The sequence below is a fragment of the Collimonas fungivorans genome, assembly GCF_028292705.1.
GTDB lineage: Bacteria > Pseudomonadota > Gammaproteobacteria > Burkholderiales > Burkholderiaceae_D > Collimonas > Collimonas fungivorans_B.
This window is the reverse complement of the sequence record NZ_JAQGLV010000285.1, coordinates 1-7282: the sequence shown is the minus strand read 5'-3', so window position 1 is coordinate 7282 and position 7282 is coordinate 1. Positions and strand designations below refer to the sequence as shown.

Sequence of the window (7282 nt, the reverse complement as noted above, 5' to 3'; positions counted from 1 at the left end):
AAACGGATAAAGCGGCAAAGAAATAAGGATTCCCTTCAGGGAGTCTCCATTACACAGTAAGGCATCTGATGAGCTGGACCGAAATTGTTATTGAAGTTGCCCTGAGCGACGCCGAAACGCTGTCTGACGCGTTGATGGATGCCGGCGCCTTATCGGTTTCGGTGGAAGATGCCGACCTGGGCACCGCCGCCGAGCAGCCCTTGTTCGGCGAACCCGGCATGGAACCCAAGGAAGCCGCCTGGCAGCGCAGCCGGGTGGTGGTCCTGGCCGAAGTCGACGCCGACCATGCAGCGATCGTCGGCAACGCCGCCAAAGCTTGCGGCATTGCGATTCCGCCTTACTCGCTGCGGCCGGTTGCGGCGCAAGACTGGGTGCGGCTGACGCAATCGCAGTTTGAACCCATCCACATCGGCAAGAATATCTGGGTAGTGCCTAGCTGGCACGATGCGCCCGACGCCAACGGCCTGATCCTGGAACTCGATCCGGGCCTGGCTTTCGGCACCGGCAGCCATCCGACCACCCGCCTTTGCATGGAATGGCTGGAAATCCATGTGCCGGTGCAAAAACCGAAATCGCTGCTCGATTACGGCTGCGGCTCGGGCATCCTGGCCATGGTGGCCAAGAAACTCGACAGCGACAGCACCGTCATCGGCGTCGATATCGACCCGCACGCGATCGATGCCGCGCGCTACAACAGCGAACGCAACCATTGCGACGTGGCCTATTACCTGCCGGAAGATTTCAGCGCCAACAGCGCACTGCAGGTATTCGATGTCGTGGTCGCCAACATCCTGTCCGGCCCGCTCAAGCTGATGGCGCCCATGCTGTGCAGCCGCATCGCTGCCGGCGGCAGCCTGACCCTGTCCGGCGTGCTGGCGGAACAGGCGGAAGACGTCATCGCCGCCTATGCGCAGTGGCTGCCCCTGAGTGTCTGGGCAGAGCAGGATGGCTGGGTAGCGCTGTCCGGAACCCTGAAGTAAGCAGGCCATGGCGCTCGCGACCCAATGTCCGCATTGCCAGACCACCTTCCGGGTCGCCAATGACCAGCTGAAGCTGCGCGGCGGCCTGGTCCGCTGCGGCAGCTGCCGCGAAGTCTTCAACGGCATCGAGCACCTGGTGCGGCCCGACGTGGCGGCGCCGGTGCCGGCGCCTGCAACGGCGTCAGAGCACGAGGCCGTAACTATCCAGACCCATGGCTTTGCCGCTGACGAAGCGTCCTTGGCAGAACCCCAGCATAGCGCCCCGCCGCCCCCGGTTTACGTCGCACCGGAACCAGAACCAACGCCGGGACCGATATCGGGACCGACACCAGAACCCGAGCCGGCAGTCGCCGTCGCCACAGATCACCCGTTGCCTGTCATCGCGCCTGAAACTGCCGGCCGATCGATGGCATCAGGCCGGGTAGAAGCGGCGATTGACGACCTCGAAGAAGATTTGCGGATCGCCGAAGAAACCAGCCAGTCGGCGCCGGCCGATGTGCACCACACGCCGTTCGGCCTGATCAAACCATCCGCCGCTACCGATCCGGACGAAGCGGCAAGCAATCCGCCGACACCGAATGTCTGGCATCGTCATGCCGACGATGAAGAAGACAAGCAGATGGCGCGCATGACCCTGATGCACGTCGCCGGCCAGGAAGACTACACGCAGGCTGCAAAAGCGGAATCCGGCACCGCTGCTGACGACGATGAGCTGGATCGCATCATCGATGAATTGCAGCGCAAGCCGTGGCGAGCGGAAAAGACCCCTGCTGCTGCAAATCCCTCGAACGCGGCGGACAGCGGCGACGGCAGCAATAAAAAGAAGAGCCGCGACAAAACCCCTGCTGAGCCAGAGCCTGCCGCAGCCGATGAACCCGATTTTGTCCTCAGCGCAAGGCGCAGGCAACGCATCGGCGGCACGCTGCGCTGGGCCATGTGGGGCGTAGGTGCGTTGTTGCTGATCGGGCTGGCCGGACAATCGACTTATTTCTTCCGCGACCAGCTGGCGGCCCGCATGCCGCAGCTCAAGCCGGTGCTGGTCGGCGCCTGCGCGAAAATCGGCTGCAGCGTCGGCCTGCCCATGAAAATCGACAGCATTTCGATCGAAGCCAATGAACTGCAGGCGGTCGATCCGGCCCGCAACCTGTTCTCACTGAACCTGCTGCTGCGCAACCGCAGCGACACGGTGCAAGCCTGGCCCAATATCGAACTGACCTTGAACGACGGCAACGAGAAGGCGATAGCGCGCCGGGTGTTTATCCCCCACGACTATTTGAGCGCAACAGCCAATCCGGCCCAGGGTTTCGCCAGCGACCAGGAACAGCCCGTGAAACTGGGTTTTGAGCTATTGCAATTGAAGGCGTCCGGTTACCGGGTATATTTGTATTATCCGTAACCTGCGGCGAGCGGCGCAAAGTTTGCCGGTTGCGCTTAAACTCTATCCCGTAATTATTTTATTTGCGCAGACCATCCGCGCCAACCAGCGAGTTTTCCTCTTTTATTATGACCTCTCTCATTTGCGGTTCACTGGCTTTCGACGTCATCATGCAATATCCGGGACGCTTCTCGGATGCGCTGCTGGCCGACCAGCTGCACAAGATCAGCGTCTCCTTCCTGGTGCCGACCTTGCGCCGCGACTTCGGCGGCTGCGCCGGCAATATCGCCTACAACCTGAAACTGCTGGGCGGCGATCCGCAAATCATGGCGACCATCGGCCACGACGGCGGCGACTACCTGGCGCGGCTCGACCAGCAGGGCATTTCGCGCAAGACGGTGCGCACCATCGATTCGATCTACACCGCCCAATGCTTCGTCACCACCGACGCCGACAATAACCAGATCAACGCCTTCCATCCCGGCGCAATGACCTACTCGCACGAAAACAAGGTAGCCGACGCCGGCCCAGTCAAGCTGGCGATTGTCGCCCCCGACGGCCGCGACGGCATGCTGCAGCACGCTGCCGACTGCGCCGCGCAAGGCATCCCGCTGATCTTCGATCCGGGCCAGGGCATGCCGATGTTCAACGGCGACGAACTGAAGCAGTTCGTCGAACTCGCGACCTATATCGCCATGAACGACTATGAAGCTGAAATGCTGGCTTCGCGCACCGGTTTATCGCTGGCGCAGATTGCCGAGCGGGTATCGGCGCTGGTGGTGACTCGCGGCGAACTCGGCGCGGAGATTTTCACCGCCGGCGGCAAGATCGACATTCCTTGCGTCAAGGCCGACCAGGTGCTGGATCCGACCGGCTGCGGCGACGCCTTCCGCGCCGGCATGCTGTATGGCTTGAGCAACGGCATGGACTGGGCCACCACCGGCCGTCTCTCCAGCTTGCTGGGCAGCATCAAGATCGCTCACCTGGGACCGCAGAACCACGCACCCAGCCGAGCAGAAATCGATGACCGCTTCCATCGTGAATTTGGTTACCGATTGTAAAAGTAGCACATCAAATCCTGTGCTCCGAGCCGGTACTGGGCGGAGTATAGGAAGAAAAAATCGCCGATCTCCCCTGCATCTCCCTGCATCACTCAACCATACCCCCCGTAATCGACAATTCCGGCGTGATACACATCGCCCTGTCCAAGCTGAACTTATCTGCTAGGCTTATATCCAATTTCCATCAGTACCAGGGACGGAGGGTCTCATGAAAAAGCGACTGTTAATTGGAGCAACACTGCTCGGTGCAACCATGCTGCTAGGCGGCTGCGTTGCCTATCCTTACGGCGGTGACGGATATTACGGCGGCGGCTACGGCAGTTATTACGGCGGCGGTTATTACGCTCCGGCGCCGGTGTATGTGGCGCCAAGCGTGGACATCGGCTTTGGCTATTCGCGTGGCTGGGGCGGCGGCGGTTGGGGTGGACGAGGCTGGGGCGGCAGAGGTGGCTGGGGCGGAGGCGGCGGCTGGCACGGCGGCCATTAAGCAAGTTAATCGCAGCGTTGGCTAAACAAGTGATTGGACAACGCCGCGATCTCGACGCATGATGCTGCTTATCATTCCTCCAGGAGTCTTCATGAAACGACTGATTGCCGCTTTATTGGTTTGCAGCGCTGTTGCAGCACCGGCTTTTGCCGCTCTCAAGGCTGGCGAGCCGGCGCCGCCGTTTACCACCCAGGCTTCCCTTGGCGGCAAGGTGTTCAGCTATTCGCTGGCCGACGAGCTGAAAAAGGGCCCGGTAGTGCTCTACTTTTACCCCGCAGCTTTCACCAAAGGCTGCACCATCGAAGCCCATCTGTTTGCCGATGCGGTCGACAAGTACAAGGCGCTCGGTGCGTCCGTGATCGGCGTATCCGCCGACAACATCGATACCCTCAATAAATTCTCGGTCAGCGAATGCCGCAGCAAATTCGCGGTTGCCTCCGACCAGGACCAGAAAATCATGAAGTCCTATGATTCGGTGCTGCTGGCGAAGACCAACTACGCCGACCGCGTATCGTACGTGATCGCCCCCAACGGCAGCATCATCTATGAATACAGCAGCATGGATCCGGACAAGCATGTCAGCAATACGCTGCAAGCGCTGGAACAGTGGGTGGCCAAGCAGAAGAAGTGATGCTGCAGTAGGTAAAAAATAAGCAGAAAAAAAGCGCGCTGTCGCCAGCGCGCTTTTTTTTACGACTGTTGCCGGTCAGCCGGCAGCTTTGCGCCGGTGTCCTTCAAGATTGGGCAGGAACGCCGCCAGCAGGCCGATCAGCGGCAGGAAAGAACAGACCTGGTAGACGAAGCGAATGCTGGTCATGTCGGCCAGCTGGCCCAGCGCAGCGGCGCCAATGCCGCCCATGCCGAAAGCGAAACCGAAGAACAAGCCGGATACGGTGCCGACCTTGCCAGGCACCAGCTCTTGGGCGAACACTAGGATCGCCGAGAATGCCGAAGCCAGGATCACGCCGATCACCACCGTCAGCACGCCGGTCCAGAACAGGTTGGCGTATGGCAGCATCAGGGTGAACGGCGCCACGCCAAGGATCGATACCCAGATCACCACCTTGCGGCCGACCTTGTCGCCGATCGGACCGCCCAGCACGGTGCCGGCAGCCACTGCAAACAGAAACACGAACAGATGCAGCTGCGCCGATTGCACCGACAACTGGAATTTGTCGATCAGGTAAAACGTGAAGTAGCTGCTCAGGCTGGCCATGTAAAAATATTTCGAAAAAACCAGCATCAGCAAGATGCCTACCGAAAGCAGCACTTTGTTGCGCGGCAGCGTCACATGATGCTGTTTTGCCTTGGCCGGCTTGCTCTTGGCTTCCTGGCGCTTGCGCTTGTACCAGTTACCGATCTGCCACAGCACCACGATCGCCAGCAGCGCCGCCGCCGAGAACCAGGCGATGCTGGTCTGTCCGTGCGGGATCACGATCCATGCCGCCAGCAAGGGGCCCATGGAACTGCCGGCATTGCCGCCCACCTGGAAAATCGACTGCGCCAGGCCATGGCGGCCGCCGGAAGCCATGCGCGCCACGCGCGACGACTCCGGATGGAAAATCGACGAGCCGGTGCCGACCAGGGCCGCGGCGAACAGCAAGATGCCGTAGTTGGGCGCGACCGACAAGATCAGCAGGCCCACCAGCGTGAAACCCATGCCCAGCGCCAGCGAATACGGCTTTGGATGTTTATCGGTATAGAGCCCCACCAGCGGCTGCAGGATCGAGGCGGTCATCTGGTAAGTCAGGGTGATCAGGCCGATCTGCGCGAAGCTGAGGTTGAAATTGCCTTTCAGCAGCGGATAGATGGACAGGATCAGCGACTGGATCATGTCATTCAGGAAGTGGGCGAAACTGATGGCGCCCAATACGCGGAAACCGGTTTTCTCGGCGTCGTGCGATCCCATGGCGGGGGAAATCTGCTTGGCTGCGGTTGGCATGGTGGTGAGATGAATAGTGGGAATAATGGGCAATGAGAGACGCAAAGTACGCGGCCTGTTTAGCCGTCGACAAGATGGTCATCATTCGCAAGACGTTAGTGTAAGCAAAAAAACCGAGACTGTTTTAAGATAGAAAGACATAATTTGTCGTATTTCTGCCATTCTTCCTTTATGCCAGCCCAAATACTTACCCATACCACCATCGGCTTGCTTGACGTCGTGCCGGACGCGCTGCACCCGGTGCGCCTGCGTGCGCGCGACCTGGACGCCGCCAAGCTGCTGAGCGCACATTCCCATCCCTGGGGCCAGGTCACCTACGCAGCGGAAGGCGTGCTGCGCGTGAGCGTCGGCAACAGCACCTGGATCGTGCCGCCGCTCAGGGCGATCTGGATTCCGCCGCTGGTGGAACATGAAATCGCCACCATGGAAAAATCGCAGCTGCGCGCCTTGTACATCCATACCGATGCGACGCCGTTCGACGGCCAGGAATGCATCGTGCTGGAAGTATCGACCTTGCTGCGCGAACTGATCGCCGCGCTGTCGCAAACCGACGACGGCAGCCGCAGGGAAACCCTGCTCAGCCAATTGATACTGAGCGAACTGACGGCGGCGCAAACCCAGGGCATACGCATCTCCCTGCCAACCGAAAAGCGCTTGCATGCGATCTGCCAGGCCTTGATGGAAACGCCCGATTCCAGCATGACGCTGGCAGCCTGGGCAGACCAGGTCGGCGCCTCGGAAAGAACCCTGGCGCGCCTGTTCGAACGCGACCTGGGCATGACCTTCGGCCAGTGGCGGCAGCAGATCAGGCTGGCGCATGCGGCGCCGATGATCGCGCGCGGCATGCCGCTGTCGCTGGTGGCAACCGAACTGGGTTACGCCAGCCAGTCGGCTTTTTCCGCCATGTTCAGGAAAACTTTCGGGCAGTCGCCATCGACCTTCTTCGCGCCGAAGAAAAGCAGCCAGGCAGGCAATTAGCGCGCGGCCGGGCTCAGGTCATGCAGGAGTAAAAAGAGGTTTACGCGGGGAAAGATGCATCCGAATGCCGCTGTTCCATGGTCCATCTTGCGGAACAGCCGGCTTCGGCGATGTGGGCTTATTGCGGAACGGTGTCCTTGAACGACTGGCGCTCAGACAATTTCTCATACAGTTTGGCCAGCGTCGGATAATCTTCGCGCCAGTTAATCTCGGGGAAACGGAAGCTGAGCCAGCCCAGGGCGCAGCCGACTGCGACATCGGCCAGCGAATAATGGGTGCCGGAGCAGAACGGCTTTTCCGCCAGCCCTGCCGCCATCGCTTTCAGGCCGCCGTCGATCTTGCGCTGCTGGCGGTCTATCCAGGCCTGGCTGCGCTCGCCTTCAGCGCGTTGCGTGCTTTCCAGGCGGATCAGCACGCCGGCGTCCAGCACGCCGTCGGCCAGCGCTTCCCAGCATTTCA

Annotated in this window: 8 protein-coding genes; 6 read left to right on the top strand and 2 right to left on the bottom strand. The window is 60.6% G+C overall.

Annotated features, from left to right (window positions below; genetic code table 11):
* Positions 1-68 precede the first annotated feature (68 nt).
* The 5 genes from prmA to JWQ61_RS15905 all read left to right on the top strand — a co-directional run bounded on the left by prmA (position 69) and on the right by JWQ61_RS15905 (position 4534).
* Entirely contained in the window at positions 69-980 is a 912-nt protein-coding gene (prmA, locus tag JWQ61_RS15925; RefSeq protein WP_304361391.1) for a 50S ribosomal protein L11 methyltransferase, read from the top strand.
* A gap of 7 nt (positions 981-987) precedes the next feature.
* Positions 988-2376, top strand: coding sequence for a DUF3426 domain-containing protein (locus JWQ61_RS15920; protein ID WP_304361390.1), 1389 nt, complete (start codon positions 988-990; stop codon positions 2374-2376).
* Between the two features lie 107 nt (positions 2377-2483).
* Complete coding sequence (locus tag JWQ61_RS15915) at positions 2484-3416, top strand: carbohydrate kinase family protein (protein WP_304361389.1); 933 nt, start codon at positions 2484-2486, stop codon at positions 3414-3416.
* Positions 3417-3624: 208 nt separating this feature from the next.
* Entirely contained in the window at positions 3625-3903 is a 279-nt protein-coding gene (locus JWQ61_RS15910; RefSeq protein WP_220702537.1) for a hypothetical protein, read from the top strand.
* Between the two features lie 91 nt (positions 3904-3994).
* The gene (locus tag JWQ61_RS15905; RefSeq protein WP_120237158.1) at positions 3995-4534 is read left to right on the top strand and encodes a peroxiredoxin; all 540 of its coding nucleotides are present in this window, start codon (positions 3995-3997) and stop codon (positions 4532-4534) included.
* Between the two features lie 75 nt (positions 4535-4609).
* Here JWQ61_RS15905 and JWQ61_RS15900 read toward each other — a convergent pair whose 3' ends face one another.
* Entirely contained in the window at positions 4610-5845 is a 1236-nt protein-coding gene (locus JWQ61_RS15900) for an MFS transporter (RefSeq protein WP_304361388.1), read from the bottom strand.
* Positions 5846-6016: 171 nt separating this feature from the next.
* Here JWQ61_RS15900 and JWQ61_RS15895 point away from each other — a divergent pair, with 171 nt between their 5' ends.
* On the top strand, positions 6017-6823 hold the full coding sequence (locus JWQ61_RS15895; protein WP_304361387.1) for a helix-turn-helix domain-containing protein: 807 nt from the start codon (positions 6017-6019) through the stop codon (positions 6821-6823).
* A 118-nt stretch (positions 6824-6941) separates the two neighbouring features.
* On the opposite strand, the gene JWQ61_RS15890 is transcribed toward JWQ61_RS15895, so the two are convergent.
* Positions 6942-7282: glutathione S-transferase C-terminal domain-containing protein (locus JWQ61_RS15890; protein ID WP_304361386.1), on the bottom strand; the 341-nt coding region annotated here is incomplete at its 5' end.

What these genes read in the sequence shown, in the direction of transcription:
- prmA (WP_304361391.1), top strand. Translation starts at nt 69, where the DNA reads ATGAGCTGGACCGAAATTGTTATTGAAGTTGCCCTGAGCGACGCCGAA.
- JWQ61_RS15920 (WP_304361390.1), top strand. Translation starts at nt 988, where the DNA reads ATGGCGCTCGCGACCCAATGTCCGCATTGCCAGACCACCTTCCGGGTC.
- JWQ61_RS15915 (WP_304361389.1), top strand. Translation starts at nt 2,484, where the DNA reads ATGACCTCTCTCATTTGCGGTTCACTGGCTTTCGACGTCATCATGCAA.
- JWQ61_RS15910 (WP_220702537.1), top strand. Translation starts at nt 3,625, where the DNA reads ATGAAAAAGCGACTGTTAATTGGAGCAACACTGCTCGGTGCAACCATG.
- JWQ61_RS15905 (WP_120237158.1), top strand. Translation starts at nt 3,995, where the DNA reads ATGAAACGACTGATTGCCGCTTTATTGGTTTGCAGCGCTGTTGCAGCA.
- JWQ61_RS15900 (WP_304361388.1), bottom strand. Translation starts at nt 5,845, where the DNA reads ATGCCAACCGCAGCCAAGCAGATTTCCCCCGCCATGGGATCGCACGAC.
- JWQ61_RS15895 (WP_304361387.1), top strand. Translation starts at nt 6,017, where the DNA reads ATGCCAGCCCAAATACTTACCCATACCACCATCGGCTTGCTTGACGTC.